We start from the raw sequence: 16,301 nt of genomic DNA on the forward strand, positions 1-16,301 counted from the left end.
TATGTGATGAAGAAAGCTATTTTGAGCGTATCAAATAAAACAGGTATTGTAGAGTTTGCTAAAGCGTTAACGCAATTAAATTATGAATTATATTCAACTGGTGGTACTAAACGTATATTAGATGAAGCAAATGTACCAGTTCGTTCTGTTTCAGACTTAACACATTTTCCAGAAATAATGGATGGCCGTGTTAAAACATTACATCCGGCTGTTCATGGTGGCATTTTAGCTGATCGAAATAAACCGCAGCATTTAAAGGAATTATCAGAACAACATATAGATTTAATTGATATGGTAGTAGTTAATTTATATCCATTCCAACAAACTGTTGCAAACCCTGATGTAACGATGGACGAAGCAATTGAAAATATTGATATTGGTGGTCCAACAATGTTACGTGCTGCAGCTAAAAACTATAAACATGTAACAACAATTGTACATCCTGCAGATTATCAAGAAGTATTGACGCGATTAAGAAACGGTTCGTTAGATGAGTCATATAGACAGTCATTAATGATCAAAGTTTTTGAGCATACTGCAGAATATGATGAAGCGATTGTACGTTTCTTTAAAGGGGATAAAGAAACTTTAAGATATGGAGAAAATCCACAACAATCAGCGTATTTTGTGAGAACTTCGAATGCTAAGCACACGATTGCAGGCGCTAAACAATTACATGGGAAACAATTAAGCTATAACAATATTAAAGATGCAGATGCTACACTAGCTTTAGTTAAAAAGTTTGATACACCTGCTGCAGTTGCGGTTAAACACATGAATCCATGTGGTGTTGGTATCGGTGACACGATAGAACAAGCATTTCAACATGCGTATGAAGCGGATAGTCAATCAATATTTGGTGGAATTGTTGCATTAAACCGAGCTGTAACACCTGAGTTAGCAGAGCAATTGCATAGTATCTTTTTGGAAGTCATTATTGCACCAAAATTTACAGATGAAGCATTAGATATTTTAAAACAAAAGAAGAATGTAAGATTATTAGAAATTGATATGACTATAGACAGTAACGAAGAAGAGTTTGTTTCAGTATCTGGCGGATATTTAGTTCAAGATAAAGACAATTATGTCGTGCCAAAAGAAGAAATGAAAGTTGTTACAGAAGTAGCACCTACTGATGAACAATGGGAAGCAATGTTATTAGGATGGAAAGTTGTACCATCAGTAAAAAGTAATGCAATTATTTTAAGTAATAATAAACAAACTGTAGGTATAGGTGCTGGACAAATGAATCGTGTCGGTGCTGCTAAAATTGCGTTAGAGAGAGCTATTGAAATCAATGATCATGTAGCGTTAGTATCTGATGGATTTTTCCCTATGGGAGATACAGTTGAACTTGCAGCACAACATGGTATAAAGGCAATTATCCAACCGGGTGGTTCGATTAAAGATCAAGATTCAATTGATATGGCTAATAAACATGGTATTGCAATGGTAGTCACAGGCACTCGACATTTTAAACACTAATTTTAAAGGGGCGTAACATAAATGAATGTATTAGTAATTGGTGCTGGTGGACGAGAACATGCACTTGCATATAAACTTAATCAATCGAATCTAGTTAAACAAGTGTTTGTCATTCCAGGTAATGAGGCAATGACACCTATAGCTGAAGTACACACTGAAATTTCAGAATCTGATCATCAAGCGATACTAGATTTTGCTAAACGGCAAAATGTTGATTGGGTAGTTATAGGTCCAGAACAGCCGCTAATTGATGGATTAGCAGACATTTTACGAGCGAATGGTTTCAAAGTGTTTGGTCCAAATAAGCAAGCAGCTCAAATCGAAGGCTCAAAATTATTTGCTAAAAAGATAATGGAAAAATATAATATTCCAACTGCTGATTATAAAGAAGTTGAGCGAAAAAAGGATGCTTTAACATATATTGAAAACTGTGAATTGCCCGTTGTTGTCAAGAAAGATGGGTTAGCTGCTGGGAAAGGCGTTATTATTGCAGATACTATTGAAGCAGCCAGAAGTGCTATTGAGATTATGTATGGTGATGAAGAAGAAGGTACTGTTGTATTTGAAACGTTTTTAGAAGGTGAAGAGTTCTCGCTAATGACATTTGTTAATGGTGATTTAGCAGTACCTTTCGACTGTATTGCACAAGATCATAAACGCGCATTTGATCATGATGAAGGACCAAATACTGGTGGTATGGGGGCTTATTGTCCAGTACCACATATTAGTGACGATGTTTTAAAACTTACAAATGAAACAATTGCACAACCCATTGCAAAGGCAATGCTTAATGAAGGTTATCAATTCTTCGGTGTATTATACATTGGTGCTATTTTAACTAAAGATGGTCCAAAAGTAATAGAATTTAATGCCCGTTTTGGTGATCCTGAAGCTCAAGTATTATTAAGTCGCATGGAAAGTGATTTAATGCAGCATATTATTGATTTAGATGAAGGAAAACGTACTGAATTCAAATGGAAAAATGAATCTATTGTAGGGGTCATGTTGGCATCAAAAGGATATCCTGATGCATATGAAAAAGGGCATAAAGTAAGTGGCTTTGATTTAAATGAAAACTATTTTGTTAGTGGATTAAAGAAGCAAGGTGATACCTTTGTTACTTCAGGTGGTAGAGTTATACTTGCCATCGGAAAAGGTGACAATGTACAAGATGCACAGCGAGACGCATACAAAAAAGTATCACAAATACAAAGTGACCATTTATTCTATCGTCATGACATTGCGAATAAAGCACTACAACTTAAATAAGTAAATTTAAAATACTAAGATTAGCTATGAACGAATCTATAACGATAGATTTTTTCATAGCTTTTTTAGTTGTAGAGTCTAGGACATTGATTTCTGTACCAAATTTGTGATTATGCATATGTAATACAAAAGAGGCGCCACAACATGTTTGGATGAACAAAATAACATGTTTGTGGCACCTCTTTTGTTTAGTATGGAATAAATGGTTTTCTTTTTCTATACAATGAATTTCTAATTTAGTATCTATACAATTATGGATAAAATTTAACCTACACGACCAAGACGAACATCATCTATGCCCGTGATGGGTAAGGTGATTGAACAATAATATGCCATAGTAATAATGGCAATTAAAACTATAATAAAGATTATATCTTTATATGAGAAAGGTACGTTGTAATAGTAAGTACGAGGACCATCTCTAAATCCTTTCGACTCCATCGCAACTGATAATTGATGTGCCTTTCTAATATTTTGGCTTAATAGAGGTATAATTAAATGCTTAAATCGCTTTAACCCTCTATAATTTGCCGCGTCTATCATCTGATAGCGCATTTTTAAAGATCTGCGAAGCTGTATTAAAGAACTAATCATTAAAGGTATCATACGAATGGCAGCCATGAATGCATAAGCAACTTTTGATTTAACCTTTAAATGTTGCATTAAACTATAAAATATCATGACAACCTGAGATGTAAGTGCGATTAAGATACCGAAAAATGAAATAGCAATGGTTCTTAATGATACATGTAAACCACGAACTAAACTTTCTGTTGTAATATGGATAAATCCGAATTTCAAAATTGTATGGCTACCATTCCCGTATAAAATCATGAACAGGGAAGAGAGTAATGCAAAGCCAATACTTATAGTTATAAAAATTGCTGTAATTTTAAACTGAGTACCATTAAACATCAATAAGAAAACTAACATTAAGATATTGATATAAAGCATAAAATCGAAATTATGCACAAATATAATAAAGAAAAATAGTATAATTCCAAGAAATAGTTTCGTTATAATGTTGACATCATCAACAAATGATTGCCGAACTTTCCATTGCTCATACATTCGTATCACCATCACAATCTAGTAACGCACCATCTGAAATTTTAAGTCTTCTTGATGGATAACGTTCAATTATTTCATCGTCATGTGTAACCATGACAATACTTTGTCCCAAATTAATTCGCTTTTGGAAAAGTTTGATCAACTGGAATGTATTATGGCTATCAAGTCCAAATGTCGGTTCATCTAAAAAGATAATATCAGCTTTAGAACTTAGTGCGGTAGCTACGCTAAGGCGTCGTTTTTGACCAATAGACAACTCATAAGGATGTTGATCTTTTACATTTTGTAAATCTAAAAGTTTTAAAAGTTGTATCGTTTCATCATCACTTTGATCTTTAGAAAGGTGATTAAAATGAATGTTAATTTCATCATAAACCGAATTTGTTATAAATTGTAATTCTGGGTTTTGATAAACTAGGTACATGTGTTTTGCTGCATGTTTAATTTTTGTTAAACGCTGATTTTCAAAATAAACATCACCTTGATATTTAATCAATTGCATAATTGATTCAAGCAAGGTTGTTTTACCACTACCATTTGCCCCTGTAATTGTAATCCACTCACCTAGACCAATTTCTAAATCTGAGAATGAGAGCAATGTTGATTTACCGCGAATAATACGTCCATTTTTAAATTGTAATAAGTGTGAGTTTGTTGTTGGAAAGTCAACACGACTTGGTGCGAATTCCCATGCACGTGGATGCCACACACCATATTCACTGAGTAAATGAACATACTTCTGTAATATGATTTCAGGACATTCATCGGCAATGATATTTCCGTTATAATCCATCAAAATGACGCGGTCGACATGATTCCAGATGTGTTTAACTTTATGTTCAACGATTACAACCGTTTGATCTTCCCAAAGTTCAATTAGTTTAGTCCATAAATCTTCTGTTGCTTGAACATCTAACATTGCTGTCGGTTCATCTAAAAACAATGTTTTTGATTGTTGAAGAATGGTTTCAACAATTGCCAATTTCTGTTTCATCCCGCCACTTAAATCTTTGATATACGTTTCAGGGGTAACATTTAAATTGACCATATTTAAAGCATTGATAATTAACGCATCCATGTCTTCACGTGGTAATTGTCTATTTTCTAAAACGAATGCAAGTTCTTCGTATACTTTTGGCATACAAAACTGGCTATCAGGGTCTTGGAAAATAACGCCACTTAATGGGTCAACGATTAGTTCATCATATTTCATAGGTAATTCAATTAAATTAGGAACAATACCACTTAATACATTCAGAAGTGTACTTTTACCGCAACCAGAAGGACCGAGTAAAAGTACTTTTTCTTTGTCTTGAATAGTGATATTTAAATGATCGAAAATTTTACGTTGACCACTTGGATATTTTAATCGTAAATCACTTACTTTTAACACTCTGAATGCTCCTCTTATAAGTTGTCGTAATCTTCTTTAGCAGCTGGTCTAAATAATTTTGTTACGCCTGTCTTATCTAAAGCTTTTACTAAAAGGTAAGATAGGACGCCGGCGACTACTGCACCACTAATTAATCTAAATACGATGAATAATGTTAAGTTCCAACCTGCAACTTCATTTAAATAACCATAGAAATAATCTATCGGGAAAGCCGCGATTGCTGTACAAAAACCTGCTAACATAGCTACTATAACTGAACGTGATTGATATTTAAAAATTGCAAAGACAAGTTCACACGCTAAACCTTGTATAAAAGCGTAAACGATTGTCGGAATATCGAAACGACCCATAATGATAGTTTCGCCGGCACCTGCAGCAAATTCAGCCAGTAAAGCAATACCTGGTTTTGGAATAATTAGATAGCAGACAATCGCTGCCATGAACCAAACCCCGTTTGTTAATTGTTCGAGGTGAAGGCCTGTAGCTTGCACACCATTGTAAACAAACCACCATAAATTGTAAATAACTGCGAATACTAATGAAATAAGTACGGTTACTAGTATTTCAGATAGCTTTAAACCTTTTGACATTTTTACATCCTCCTAATAAAAAAACGCACAACCATCCATAGGAAAGTTATGCGTTCACAATATATATTAGTAAAACATATGTATAGTAACACTTTCCTACGCTAGTTCAAGCTAGATCAGGTTCAAAGGGTTTGAGGGCAAGCCTCATCTCAGTATAAAACACCCCTAGTGTGTGCGATTTATTTAATTAATTATACTGTAAGACGTTTGTAAACTTATGTCAATAGGTTGTCTTCATGAAATTTCGTTTAATTCGATTTAAAATTTATAATATTAGCATTGGATTTAAATTGAAGATGTAGTAGGAATGTTAGTAATTAAAGATATAAAAATATGTGACATGTAATAATATTGAGCTGATAAATGAAGAGGGATACTTATCAATCATACCTCTTTAACAACAGTGAAGAACCCGTGCATAATGGCTTACGAATTATAGTTTATAAGGAAGAAGAGGGATACATGCGCCGAGCACATGCAAAAAAGCCCCTAACAACTAAAAGTTGTAAGGAAGAAGAGGGATACATGCGCCGAGCACATGCAAAAAAGCCCCTAACAACTAAAAGTTGTAAGGAAGAAGAGGGATACTTGCGTTGAGCGCAAGCATAAAAGCCCCTAACAACTAAAAGTTGTAAGGAAGGAGAGGGATACATGCGCCGAGCACATGCATAAAATCCCCTAACAACTAAAAGTTGTAAGGGGATTTAAATTAATTTAGTGTATCTTGGATATCTTGTTTTGTTTGATTAATATCTTCTGTTTTTTCTTCTTTTTTATCTTTTAATTTTTCTTCAACTTCTTTAGCTTTTTCTGCTGCTTTTTTATTTTGATTTTCATTAGACATGATTAATTCCTCCCAAATTGGATAATTATTTATATATAAATCTTACCCGGTTGTACTTTCGTTAAACTTTTCTAAGTCTATAGCACTATTTATTCATTTATCTAAAGACAACAACATTAGATTAATATATAATGATTTTGAGGTGAACATAATGTCTTTTCTTAGGAAACACGCCGAAATTATTTTTAGCTATTTAATCGGTATCGTTTCACTCTTCACTGGTCTCATTATTTTAATTAACTTGCCATTAATTAAACAATTAAATGGTGGTAAAAAAGTTGATACACATGTTCATAATGTGTGGGAATTTCTGAATGCATTTTTCAGTGAAATTATTAAAGTAATGAGTCGATTTATAGGTAATTTCCCTATAGTTAGTGCAATTGTGATAATTATATTCGGTATTTTAGTTATGTTGATTGGTCATACATTACTTAGAACTATTAAGTATGACTATGATATTTCTATCTTTTTCTTAGTTATCGGTATCATGTACTTTATTATTACTCTTATATTAATGACTCAAGTTTATGGATTCTTTGCAGTGATTTTCATTATTCCATTTACAATTCATATAGGATATATCGTCTATAAAGATGAATTGAATCAGGAAAATGTAAAAAATCATTTCATGTGGATAATTGTGAGTTATGGTATAAGTTACTTAATTACACAAATTGCATTGTATGGCAGAATTGATGCTAATGAAATAGAGTCAATTGATATCTTAAGTGTCAATGCTTTCTTTATAATTATGTGGTTACTTGGTCAAATGGCTATTTGGAATTTCTTGTTCTTGCGCCGAGCTTTACCTTTAACAAAGCAAGAATTAGGTGAAGAGGAGCCAGAATTATCAAGAACAAGTAAAGGGAATGTCACGAATCAAACTAAAATTCACTTGAAACAACTCCAAGATAAGACTACAGAATATGCACGTAAGACAAGAAGAAGTGTCGATTTAGATAAAATTAGAGCTAAAAGAGATAAATTCAAAAAGAAAGTTAATGATATTATCGATATTCAAGAAGACGATATTCCTGATTGGATGAGAAAACCGAAATGGGTTAAACCAATGTATGTCGAACTATTTTGTGGTGTCGTCATCTTTTTATTCACATTTTTAGAATTTAATAATCGTAATGCATTATTTGTATCTGGTGATTGGAAATTATCACAGACACAATATGTTATTGAATGGGTTACATTATTAATTCTGTTATTCATTATTATCGCATATATCGCTACAACGTTAACTTTCCACTTGAAAGGTAAGTTTTATTATTTACAACTATTTATGGGGAGCATTTTATTCTTTAAATTGTTAACGGAATTTATAAATATAATGATTCATGGACTATTACTTTCAGTGTTCATTACGCCAACATTACTATTAATGTTATTGGCAATCATCATTTCTTATTCGTTACAATTACGAGAGCGACCATAATTAAAAGCATTATAAAAGTACTATCTATTAAACATTTTGATGTGTACGCTATAAGTTAGATATATCTCTAACTTATTTAGATACAGGTCAATGAAGTTTATGGATAGTACTTTTTTTGTAACTAGATTTGATTGATTCAGGTGATGTGAATTAAGTATTGAAAATTGTATACAAAGTTTTAGTGCAAATAAAATAGTTGAAAAGTTATCCATTTGTAAAATCAAGAAAACTAGTAAATAGTTGAAGCGACATATGGAATTTGCGAAACGATATATAGTATTTCCTTTGTAGAAATTTAACATATATCATTCGAATTACTAATTTGTTAAAATCAACAGTAAGATTAGAAGTAGATGATATTGAAATTTGGCAAACAATTTAATCTATATAAAACTACAACGAAACACAGAAAGGAAGTTGTCAGATGAAAATAGCAACTCTGAACAAAGGCAAAGAAACAAAATATTTTAATGGATATCCTTTAATTGAAGAAGAGGATATCTATTCACAAGATCATTTAAAAGAAGGAGATATTTTTCAAATTGTGACTGATAAATCACAATATGTTGCAACGGCTTATGTTGGTCGCCAACATAAAGGATTAGGTTGGGTTCTAACATACGATAAAGCTCAAGAAATCAACACAGCTCTCTTTGTGAAATTGTTTAATACTGCATTAGCAGAACGTGATTATTATTTTAATATAGATGGAACAAATGCTTTTAGATTATTTAATGCTGAAGGTGATGGTGTTGGGGGATTAACAATCGACAATTACGATGGTCATTTGTTGATTCAATGGTACTCAAAAGGTATTTATAAATTTAAATATGCCATTCTTGAAGCGGTTAGAAAAGTATTTGATTATAAATCTATTTACGAAAAAGTAAGATTTAAAGACAGCGAATATAGTGGTGGTTTTGTTGAAGGAGATGCACCTGAGTTTCCAATTGTTATCGAAGAGAACTTCACATTTTATAATGTAGACCTTGAAGATGGTTTGATGACAGGTATCTTTTTAGATCAAAAAGAAGTGCGCAAGAAATTAAGGGATCAATATGCCAAAGAACGCCATGTTTTAAACTTATTTAGTTATACAGGTGCTTTTTCTGTAATAGCAGCAAGTGAGGCATCTTCAACAACAAGTGTAGATTTGGCTAATCGTTCTCGTAGTTTAACTGAAGAAAATTTTGGATTAAATGCTATTGATCCTAAATCCCAATATATTTATGTCATGGACACTTTTGATTTCTATAAATATGCTGCACGACATGGACATAGTTATGACACGATCGTGATTGATCCACCTAGCTTTGCGCGTAACAAAAAACGTACATTTTCAGTGCAAAAAGATTATGACAAATTAATTAATGGCGCCTTAAATATCTTATCATCTGAAGGAACATTATTGTTATGTACAAACGCAAGTGTATATCCATTAAAGCAATTTAAAAATACTATTAAAAAGACGCTTGAAGAGAGTGGCGTTGATTATGAATTAACTGAAGTTATGGGATTACCAAAAGATTTTAAAACGCATCCACATTATAAGCCATCTAAATATTTAAAAGCTGTTTTTGTAAATATTAGACATTAATTTGATAAAAAGGGGTATAGTAACTTATTGAGAAAAAGAAGGGTGATAATATTATGGGATTCAAAAACAATTTAACATCAAATTTAACAAATAAAATTGGTAATTCAGTCTTTAAAATAGAAAATGTTGACGGAAAAGGTGCAATGCCAACGACGATTCAAGAATTGAGAGAAAGACGACAACGTGCTGAAGCAATTGTAAAGAGAAAATCTTTAATGTCATCAACAATGAGCGTTGTTCCAATTCCGGGTTTAGATTTTGGTGTTGATTTAAAATTAATGAAAGATATTATCGAAGATGTAAATAAAATATACGGATTAGATCATAAGCAAGTTAATAGCCTTGGGGATGATGTGAAAGAAAGAATTATGTCTGCAGCAGCAATTCAAGGTAGTCAATTTATTGGTAAAAGAATTTCAAGTGCATTTTTAAAAATAGTTATTAGAGATGTAGCTAAACGTACTGCTGCAAAACAAACAAAATGGTTTCCTGTTGTAGGACAAGCTGTGTCTGCATCTATTAGTTACTATTTTATGAATAAAATTGGAAAAGATCACATTCAAAAATGCGAAAATGTTATTAAAAATGTCATGTAGGTGCTATAATAGTTTTGCAATTTGCAAATTTTACTGAAACCGGTTTTAAACGAATTGAATTTAAAGCATGGTTTTGGTAAAGTTAATGTATAAAACTAAGTTAGTATTGTAATAATATTGAAGATTCTAACTATACGAAGGAGAAATGTAATTATGGAACAAAATTCATATGTAATCATCGACGAGACTGGTATTCACGCTAGACCAGCAACAATGTTAGTACAAACAGCTTCAAAATTCGATTCTGATATTCAATTAGAATATAACGGTAAGAAAGTAAACTTAAAATCAATCATGGGTGTTATGAGCCTTGGTGTTGGTAAAGATGCTGAAATTACAATTTATGCTGACGGTAGTGATGAATCTGACGCCATTCAAGCAATCAGTGACGTCTTATCAAAAGAAGGATTGACTAAATAATCATGTCTAAATTAATTAAAGGTATTGCCGCATCTGATGGTGTCGCAATTGCTAAAGCTTATTTATTAGTTGAGCCAGACTTAACATTCGACAAAAATGAAAAAGTCACTGATGTTGAAGGAGAAGTTGCAAAGTTCAATAGCGCTATCGAAGCTTCTAAAGTTGAGTTAACTAAAATTAGAAATAATGCAGAGGTTCAACTAGGTGCTGATAAAGCTGCTATCTTTGATGCACATTTATTAGTTTTAGATGACCCTGAATTAATTCAACCAATCCAAGATAAGATTAAAAATGAAAACGCTAATGCTGCTACAGCATTAACGGATGTAACAACACAATTTGTTACAATTTTTGAATCTATGGATAACGAATACATGAAAGAACGTGCGGCTGATATTCGCGACGTTTCTAAACGTGTGTTATCACATATTTTAGGTGTAGAATTACCGAATCCGAGTATGATTGATGAAAGCGTTGTTATTGTAGGGAATGACTTAACGCCATCTGATACTGCTCAATTAAATAAAGAATTCGTACAAGGTTTTGCTACAAACATTGGCGGAAGAACAAGTCACTCTGCAATTATGAGTCGTTCTTTAGAAATTCCAGCAATTGTTGGTACAAAATCAATTACTCAAGAAGTTAAACAAGGCGACATGATTATCGTAGATGGATTAAATGGTGATGTAATCGTTAATCCAACTGAAGATGAGTTAATCGCTTATCAAGATAAACGTGAGCGTTATTTTGCTGACAAGAAAGAATTACAAAAACTACGTGATGCTGATACTGTTACAGTTGATGGTGTTCACGCAGAGCTTGCTGCAAATATTGGTACACCTAATGATTTGCCAGGTGTTATTGAAAATGGTGCACAAGGTATCGGCTTATATAGAACTGAGTTTTTATATATGGGTCGTGACCAAATGCCTACAGAAGAAGAACAATTTGAAGCTTATAAAGAAGTATTAGAAGCAATGGGCGGTAAACGTGTTGTTGTACGTACTTTAGATATAGGTGGAGATAAAGAATTATCATACTTAAACTTGCCTGAAGAAATGAATCCATTCTTAGGTTACCGTGCGATTCGTTTATGCCTTGCGCAACAAGATATTTTCAGACCACAGCTACGTGCATTATTACGTGCATCAGTTTATGGTAAGTTAAATATCATGTTCCCAATGGTTGCAACAATTAACGAATTTAGAGAAGCTAAAGCTATATTATTAGAAGAAAAAGAAAACCTTAAAAATGAAGGTCATGACATTTCGGATGATATAGAATTAGGAATCATGGTAGAGATACCTGCAACAGCAGCATTAGCTGATGTCTTTGCTAAAGAAGTAGATTTCTTCAGTATCGGTACAAATGATTTAATTCAATACACATTAGCTGCTGACCGTATGTCAGAGCGTGTATCATATCTATACCAACCATATAACCCTTCAATCTTACGTTTAGTTAAACAAGTTATTGAAGCGTCACATAAAGAAGGTAAATGGACAGGTATGTGTGGTGAAATGGCTGGAGATGAAACAGCTATTCCATTATTGCTTGGTTTAGGTTTAGATGAGTTCTCTATGAGTGCAACGTCTATTCTGAAAGCAAGAAGACAAATTAATGGTTTAAGTAAAAATGAAATGACTGAACTTGCTAACCGTGCAGTCGACTGTGCAACGCAAGAAGAAGTTATTGAATTAGTTAACAACTACGTAAAATAATTAATTCTTTCGAAAGACAGAATTATAAATAAACCCGAAGTATTCATTGTGAGTAATTATGAATACTTCGGGTTCTTTTTTATGATTTATGTTAATTTCAATGGAATGTTGTTGCTAACTAATTAAACAACTATGTGTCATTAACAAAATGTTGTTCTTTAATTAATGTTAGTTAATTTAAAAATCGATATTTAATTTATGATAGCTATAAATGATGAAGTTGATTTAGATGAAAATTAATCTTGGATATTTAATACTTTGTTGATTTCATCAAGATCAACATGGTACATTGGATTGCCATTCAACAAAATAAACGGAGTTGAAAAAGCATCAAAATCTATCATTTCGTTTCGATATTGTTGATTGTTGATATTTCTCTCTTCAAAATCAATGTGATGCTCATTTAGATAATTTTTTACAAATGTACAAGGTGGACAATCATTCTGCGTATAAACGATTATTTCTGACATATATCATGCTCCTTCGTGCTTTATTCTAATGTAATATACACAATTATACATTGAAATTCAAATTTGTGAACACATTGTGAACTGACATAAATTATACACAATTTCATAGCGCATAATGTTTTAAAAATACACATTATAGCAATTATAATTAAGTTCATTGTGTTGTCATCAAAAAAAGAAAAAGGTGATGTTTTTAAATGGATACAGTTGAAATCAGTCGGTTTTTGACAGCTATGACTTTAGCAGTTCATATCATTTTTGCAACGATTGGTGTTGGTATGCCTTTAATGTTCGCAATTGCAGAATTTTTAGGTATTCGCAAAAATGATCTTCAATATATAGCTATGGCCAAAAGATGGGCTAAAGCTTATACAATTACTGTAGCAGTGGGAGTTGTTACAGGTACAATTATAGGACTTCAATTATCATTGATTTGGCCTACATTTATGGAAATGGGTGGACACGTTATTGCACTTCCATTATTTATGGAAACATTTGCGTTCTTCTTTGAAGCTATTTTCTTAAGTATATATTTATATACTTGGGATCGTTTTAAAAATAAATGGACACATTTCTTAATTAGTATACCAGTAATTATTGGTGGCTCTTTCTCAGCATTCTTCATTACTTCAGTGAATTCATTTATGAATACGCCTGCAGGTTTTGAGTTGAAGAATGGAAAGATGGTCAATGTTCAACCTATAGAAGCGATGTTTAACCCATCGTTTATAGTTCGATCATTTCACGTAATTACTACAGCCGGTATGACGATGGCATTTGTTATTGCATCAATAGCAGCTTTTAAATTATTGCGTAATCGTCAACCTAAAGATACTGTCTACCATAAGAAAGCTTTGAAAATGTCTATGATAGTTGGATTCTTTTCAACATTACTTTCTATGTTGGCAGGGGATTTATCTGCAAAATTTTTGCATAAATTCCAACCTGAAAAATTAGCAGCTTATGAATGGCATTTCGATACATCTTCCCATGCCAAATTATTATTATTTGGTGTGTTAGATGAAAAGACTCAGCAAGTTAAAGGTGCGATTGAATTACCTGGACTATTGAGTTTCTTAGCAGATAATAGTGTCAAAACTAAAGTACAAGGGTTAAATGATTTTCCAAAAAGTTTACATCCGCCTATGATCGTCCATTATTTCTTTGATTTAATGGTAACGATGGGAATTTTATGTTTTGTCATTTCAGGTGTTTATGTCTTAACTTTAATGTTTAAAAAGCTTAGAAAGTTTTCTACTCATAAATGGATGCTTTATGGAATATTATTAACAGGCCCAGCTTCAATGCTAGCTATAGAATTTGGATGGTTCTTAACAGAGATGGGTAGACAGCCTTGGATTGTTCGTGGTTATATGCGCGTGGCAGAAGCAGCAACACAAGCAGGCGGAATAACCTTCGTTACAATTTTATTTGGCATATTGTACATCATTTTAATGTATACATGTGCATACGTATTAATTCGTATGTTTAAAAATAAACCGGCGTATGAAGATGTAAATCGTTTAGCCAAGAAGCAAGGAGGAGAAATAGAAAAATGATTTATGCATTTATAGGTATAACAGTGTTATGGTTGTTTTTATTTTGCTATATCATTATTGCTTCTATAGATTTTGGGGCAGGTTTCTTCGCATTGCATTCAAAGTTAACTGGTGATGAAAAGAAAATTAATCACTTAATTTCACGTTATTTAAACCCAGTTTGGGAAGTTACGAATGTATTCTTTGTTTTCTTCTTCGTAGGATTCGTAGGTTTCTTTCCAGAGTCAATCAAATATTTAGGCACGGTATTGTTAATACCAGGTTCAATAGCACTGATTATGATATCGTTGAGAAACAGTTTTTATGCATTTGAAAATTATGGTCAAGATACAAAATTAGCATGGATGATCATGTATGGGGTAAGTGGATTATTAATTCCAGCTTCATTATCTACTGCTTTAACTATTACAGAAGGTGGCTATATTAATGTTCGAAACAATGTTATCGATCTAGATTGGGTGCAGTTATTATTAAGCCCATTTGCTTGGTCTGTAGTATTCTTGGCAATTATTTCAGTTTTATATATTTCATCAGGATTTTTGACATATTATGCTAAAAAAGCAAATGACGAACCAGCATATAATTTAACAAGACAATGGCACATATTTTTAGGGCCGCCGATGATTATCATTTGTTTATTCGTATTTCTATCATTACGCATTCAAAATTCTGAACATTTTTATTCAGCTGTTTTTGACTATTGGTGGATGTTTGGTATAAGTTTCTTATTCTTTGCATTAGCTTCATTGTTAACATTCTTTAAGAAAAAACATGGTTTGGCTTTTGTATTTGTTATTTTACAAATGATGTTCGCGTTCTTTGGCTATGGAATTAGTAAATTGCCATACCTTTTATATCCGTTTGTAAAAATTACAGATGCATATGTTAATCCAGAAATGGGCTGGACATTAGTGATTGTCTTTATTTTAGGTTTACTTTTATTACTTCCATCGTTAATATTATTATTAAGATTATTTGTTTTCGACAAAGAATATGTTGAAGGAAAGAAATCATAAGTTGAGACGATACCCCAACTTTCATTTACTTGCATTACTGCATTTAGATAATTTAGTTGGGGTACTCATTTATAATAATTTTAAATTTATATTTTCAATGAATTGATGAAAATCATTTAATGGAGGGCGAGTATGGGTAAAGAATATGTAGTCATCGGTCTAGGTCGTTTTGGAGGTAGTATCGTTCGTGAGTTGAATGCATTAGACATGGATGTAATGGCCATCGACCATGATGAAAATAGAGTGAATGAATATAGTGATATCGCTACTCATGCGGTTGTTGCAGACACTACAGATGAAGCAGTTATGAAAAGTTTAGGTATCCGTAACTTTGATCATGTCATTGTGGCAATTGGTGAAAATATTCAATCAAGTACGTTGACGACTTTAATTTTAAAAGAGTTAGGTGTAAAAAAAGTAACTGCTAAAGCACAAAATGATTATCATGCAAAGATTTTAAATAAAATTGGAGCAGATACGGTTGTGCACCCTGAGCGTGATATGGGTAGACGTATTGCGCATAATGTTGCGAGTGCAAGTGTACTTGATTATCTTGAGTTGGCAGACGAGCATTCTATTGTAGAATTGAAAGCAACTGAAAAGATGGCGGGGCAGTCTATCATTGATTTAGATATAAGAGCACAATATGGAATTAACATTATTGCAATTAAACGAGGCAAAGAGTTCATCATATCACCAAATCCAAATATTAATTTAGAAATAGGTGATATTTTAATCATGATTGGACATGATAATGATTTAAATCGCTTTGAAAAAAATATTGCGACGAGATAATCGGGAGTGGGACAGAAATGATATTTTC

General features: G+C 32.5%; 15 protein-coding genes and 1 riboswitch. Of the genes, 10 read left to right on the forward strand and 5 right to left on the reverse strand.

Annotated elements, in window-relative coordinates; translation table 11 throughout:
* Positions 1 to 6: 6 nt before the first annotated feature.
* Entirely contained in the window at positions 7 to 1,485 is a 1,479-nt protein-coding gene (purH, locus tag IDG64_RS12620; RefSeq protein ID WP_000709272.1) for a bifunctional phosphoribosylaminoimidazolecarboxamide formyltransferase/IMP cyclohydrolase, read from the forward strand.
* 21 nt (positions 1,486 to 1,506) lie between these two features.
* On the forward strand, positions 1,507 to 2,754 hold the full coding sequence (gene purD, locus IDG64_RS12625; RefSeq protein ID WP_001101908.1) for a phosphoribosylamine--glycine ligase: 1,248 nt from the start codon (positions 1,507 to 1,509) through the stop codon (positions 2,752 to 2,754).
* Positions 2,755 to 3,018: 264 nt separating this feature from the next.
* On the opposite strand, the gene IDG64_RS12630 is transcribed toward purD, so the two are convergent.
* From IDG64_RS12630 to graF, 4 genes are all read right to left on the reverse strand, one after another.
* Positions 3,019 to 3,825 carry an energy-coupling factor transporter transmembrane component T family protein gene (locus IDG64_RS12630; RefSeq protein WP_000273247.1) on the reverse strand — a complete coding sequence of 269 codons (807 nt, stop codon included), beginning with the start codon at positions 3,823 to 3,825 and terminating at the stop codon, positions 3,019 to 3,021.
* On the reverse strand, positions 3,818 to 5,218 hold the full coding sequence (locus IDG64_RS12635; protein WP_000921968.1) for an ABC transporter ATP-binding protein: 1,401 nt from the start codon (positions 5,216 to 5,218) through the stop codon (positions 3,818 to 3,820). Before IDG64_RS12635 ends, IDG64_RS12630 begins: the two co-directional genes overlap by 8 nt.
* A 14-nt stretch (positions 5,219 to 5,232) precedes the next feature.
* Positions 5,233 to 5,808, reverse strand: a complete 576-nt coding sequence (locus IDG64_RS12640; RefSeq protein ID WP_200626238.1) for an ECF transporter S component — start codon at positions 5,806 to 5,808, stop codon at positions 5,233 to 5,235.
* 76 nt (positions 5,809 to 5,884) lie between these two features.
* Positions 5,885 to 5,985, reverse strand: a riboswitch (TPP riboswitch).
* A 532-nt stretch (positions 5,986 to 6,517) separates the two neighbouring features.
* Entirely contained in the window at positions 6,518 to 6,652 is a 135-nt protein-coding gene (gene graF / locus IDG64_RS12645) for a glycopeptide resistance-associated protein GraF (protein ID WP_000064214.1), read from the reverse strand.
* Positions 6,653 to 6,803: 151 nt separating this feature from the next.
* On the opposite strand from graF, the gene auxA reads away from it, so the two are divergent.
* The 5 genes from auxA (at position 6,804) to ptsP (ending at position 12,433) form a co-directional block, all read left to right on the forward strand.
* Positions 6,804 to 8,099, forward strand: a complete 1,296-nt coding sequence (auxA, locus tag IDG64_RS12650) for a lipoteichoic acid stability factor AuxA (RefSeq protein WP_000009069.1) — start codon at positions 6,804 to 6,806, stop codon at positions 8,097 to 8,099.
* Between the two features lie 424 nt (positions 8,100 to 8,523).
* Positions 8,524 to 9,696, forward strand: a complete 1,173-nt coding sequence (locus IDG64_RS12655; RefSeq protein ID WP_000685074.1) for a class I SAM-dependent rRNA methyltransferase — start codon at positions 8,524 to 8,526, stop codon at positions 9,694 to 9,696.
* Between the two features lie 53 nt (positions 9,697 to 9,749).
* Positions 9,750 to 10,292 (forward strand): hypothetical protein, encoded by a 543-nt coding sequence (locus IDG64_RS12660; protein ID WP_000505966.1) that lies wholly within the window; start codon positions 9,750 to 9,752, stop codon positions 10,290 to 10,292.
* A 153-nt stretch (positions 10,293 to 10,445) separates the two neighbouring features.
* Entirely contained in the window at positions 10,446 to 10,712 is a 267-nt protein-coding gene (locus IDG64_RS12665; protein WP_000437472.1) for a phosphocarrier protein HPr, read from the forward strand.
* A gap of 2 nt (positions 10,713 to 10,714) precedes the next feature.
* Positions 10,715 to 12,433 carry a phosphoenolpyruvate--protein phosphotransferase gene (ptsP, locus tag IDG64_RS12670; RefSeq protein WP_000040054.1) on the forward strand — a complete coding sequence of 573 codons (1,719 nt, stop codon included), beginning with the start codon at positions 10,715 to 10,717 and terminating at the stop codon, positions 12,431 to 12,433.
* Between the two features lie 236 nt (positions 12,434 to 12,669).
* Here ptsP and nrdH read toward each other — a convergent pair whose 3' ends face one another.
* Positions 12,670 to 12,903: a glutaredoxin-like protein NrdH gene (gene nrdH / locus IDG64_RS12675; protein WP_001289614.1), complete on the reverse strand. Its 234-nt coding sequence runs from the start codon at positions 12,901 to 12,903 to the stop codon at positions 12,670 to 12,672.
* Positions 12,904 to 13,100: 197 nt separating this feature from the next.
* On the opposite strand from nrdH, the gene IDG64_RS12680 reads away from it, so the two are divergent.
* The 3 genes from IDG64_RS12680 to IDG64_RS12690 all read left to right on the forward strand — a co-directional run bounded on the left by IDG64_RS12680 (position 13,101) and on the right by IDG64_RS12690 (position 16,273).
* Positions 13,101 to 14,462, forward strand: coding sequence for a cytochrome ubiquinol oxidase subunit I (locus tag IDG64_RS12680; protein ID WP_000381849.1), 1,362 nt, complete (start codon positions 13,101 to 13,103; stop codon positions 14,460 to 14,462).
* Positions 14,459 to 15,478 carry a cytochrome d ubiquinol oxidase subunit II gene (locus tag IDG64_RS12685; protein WP_000638456.1) on the forward strand — a complete coding sequence of 340 codons (1,020 nt, stop codon included), beginning with the start codon at positions 14,459 to 14,461 and terminating at the stop codon, positions 15,476 to 15,478. The genes IDG64_RS12680 and IDG64_RS12685 overlap by 4 nt, the downstream gene beginning before the upstream one ends.
* A gap of 132 nt (positions 15,479 to 15,610) precedes the next feature.
* Complete coding sequence (locus IDG64_RS12690) at positions 15,611 to 16,273, forward strand: potassium channel family protein (RefSeq protein ID WP_000514290.1); 663 nt, start codon at positions 15,611 to 15,613, stop codon at positions 16,271 to 16,273.
* The last annotated feature ends 28 nt before the right edge of the window (positions 16,274 to 16,301 follow it).

The sequence above is a fragment of the Staphylococcus sp. EG-SA-15 genome, from assembly GCF_017151895.1.
Lineage (GTDB): Bacteria > Bacillota > Bacilli > Staphylococcales > Staphylococcaceae > Staphylococcus > Staphylococcus aureus.

What these genes read in the sequence shown, in the direction of transcription:
- purH (WP_000709272.1), top strand. Translation starts at nt 7, where the DNA reads ATGAAGAAAGCTATTTTGAGCGTATCAAATAAAACAGGTATTGTAGAG.
- purD (WP_001101908.1), top strand. Translation starts at nt 1,507, where the DNA reads ATGAATGTATTAGTAATTGGTGCTGGTGGACGAGAACATGCACTTGCA.
- IDG64_RS12630 (WP_000273247.1), bottom strand. Translation starts at nt 3,825, where the DNA reads ATGTATGAGCAATGGAAAGTTCGGCAATCATTTGTTGATGATGTCAAC.
- IDG64_RS12640 (WP_200626238.1), bottom strand. Translation starts at nt 5,808, where the DNA reads ATGTCAAAAGGTTTAAAGCTATCTGAAATACTAGTAACCGTACTTATT.
- graF (WP_000064214.1), bottom strand. Translation starts at nt 6,652, where the DNA reads ATGTCTAATGAAAATCAAAATAAAAAAGCAGCAGAAAAAGCTAAAGAA.
- auxA (WP_000009069.1), top strand. Translation starts at nt 6,804, where the DNA reads ATGTCTTTTCTTAGGAAACACGCCGAAATTATTTTTAGCTATTTAATC.
- IDG64_RS12655 (WP_000685074.1), top strand. Translation starts at nt 8,524, where the DNA reads ATGAAAATAGCAACTCTGAACAAAGGCAAAGAAACAAAATATTTTAAT.
- IDG64_RS12660 (WP_000505966.1), top strand. Translation starts at nt 9,750, where the DNA reads ATGGGATTCAAAAACAATTTAACATCAAATTTAACAAATAAAATTGGT.
- IDG64_RS12665 (WP_000437472.1), top strand. Translation starts at nt 10,446, where the DNA reads ATGGAACAAAATTCATATGTAATCATCGACGAGACTGGTATTCACGCT.
- ptsP (WP_000040054.1), top strand. Translation starts at nt 10,715, where the DNA reads ATGTCTAAATTAATTAAAGGTATTGCCGCATCTGATGGTGTCGCAATT.
- nrdH (WP_001289614.1), bottom strand. Translation starts at nt 12,903, where the DNA reads ATGTCAGAAATAATCGTTTATACGCAGAATGATTGTCCACCTTGTACA.
- IDG64_RS12680 (WP_000381849.1), top strand. Translation starts at nt 13,101, where the DNA reads ATGGATACAGTTGAAATCAGTCGGTTTTTGACAGCTATGACTTTAGCA.
- IDG64_RS12685 (WP_000638456.1), top strand. Translation starts at nt 14,459, where the DNA reads ATGATTTATGCATTTATAGGTATAACAGTGTTATGGTTGTTTTTATTT.
- IDG64_RS12690 (WP_000514290.1), top strand. Translation starts at nt 15,611, where the DNA reads ATGGGTAAAGAATATGTAGTCATCGGTCTAGGTCGTTTTGGAGGTAGT.